This window comes from Polynucleobacter sp. 39-46-10 (assembly GCF_002282275.1).
Map to the genome: position 1 here is coordinate 1 of NZ_NCJB01000541.1, position 1112 is coordinate 1112.

Sequence of the window (1112 nt, forward strand, 5' to 3'; positions counted from 1 at the left end):
GACGCATATTCGGCAGATTGAGCAGGCATTTACTGCCCAAGCCATGATCACAACTGATCAAGCCAATAATCAAATTACTGCTTTTCATCCCGGCGCAATGGGCGAATCCCATCTAAACCAAGTTTCTGCAGTAGTGGCAGAGCGCAAAAAGAATGCTAAAGACGCAGCAAAGTTTGGCATTGTCGCCCCAGACGGTCGTCAAGGAATGTGGGAACACTGCCATCAGTTAGCTGAAGCAGGTATCCCATTTGTATTCGATCCAGGCCAGGGTTTGCCAATGTTCAATGGTCCAGAACTATTAGAACTGGTAGATATTGCGAGTTTTCTCGCTGTAAATGACTATGAGGGCGAAATGCTTTCTCAAAGGACCGGTTTGAGTCTGGCCAAAGTAGCCGAAAGGGTGAAAGCATTAATCGTTACCAAGGGTGCTGAAGGTGCAGATATTTACTTTGAAGGTAAGTGCATCGCAATTCCACCAGTACCCGCAACAAAAGTAGTTGATCCAACCGGTTGCGGTGATGCATTCCGAGGTGGATTGCTATTTGGATTGGAAAATGGCATGGATTGGGAAACCACTGGCCGCTTAGCCAGTTTGATGGGCTCAATCAAAATTACCCATCAGGGACCACAAAATCACCAAATGAGCAAAGATGAAATCGCTGCTCAATTCAAGTCCGCGTTCGGATTTACCCTCTAGATAAAACTTTTCTCAAAAGAGCTAATAAAAAAGGGATCTCGCGAGAGATCCCTTTGAACTTCACCCGCCTACAAGCAGAGCTTATGGGCGCGTGCCAGTTGGGAAGGGCCAAGCAGCAGCTGGATTCAACGCAGTTGAAGTAGCAGCTTTGTTAGCCACGGGCTTTTTTGCAGCCTTGCCCGCTTTCTTCGCAGCAGGCTTACTTACTTTTTTTTTGCTACTTTACGTGCTACTTTTTTAGCAGCAGGCTTTTTAGCAGCAGATTTTTTAGCAGCAGGCTTCTTCTTAGCTACTTTTTTAGCAGCAGGCTTTTTAGCAGCAGGCTTTTTAGCAGCAGCTTTTTTATCAGCAGGCTTCTTCTTAGCTACTTTTTTAGCAGCAGGCTTTTTAGCAGCAGCTTTTTTAGCAGCAGGCT

General features: G+C 46.0%; 1 protein-coding gene and 1 pseudogene. One reads left to right on the forward strand and one right to left on the reverse strand.

Going from position 1 to position 1112, the window contains the following annotated elements; genetic code table 11:
- On the forward strand, positions 1 to 697 hold a 697-nt coding region (locus B7X71_RS17540; protein ID WP_293601687.1), incomplete at its 5' end, for a carbohydrate kinase family protein.
- 81 nt (positions 698 to 778) lie between these two features.
- Here B7X71_RS17540 and B7X71_RS17545 read toward each other — a convergent pair.
- Positions 779 to 1112: pseudogene (locus B7X71_RS17545) on the reverse strand (histone); the annotation flags it as partial.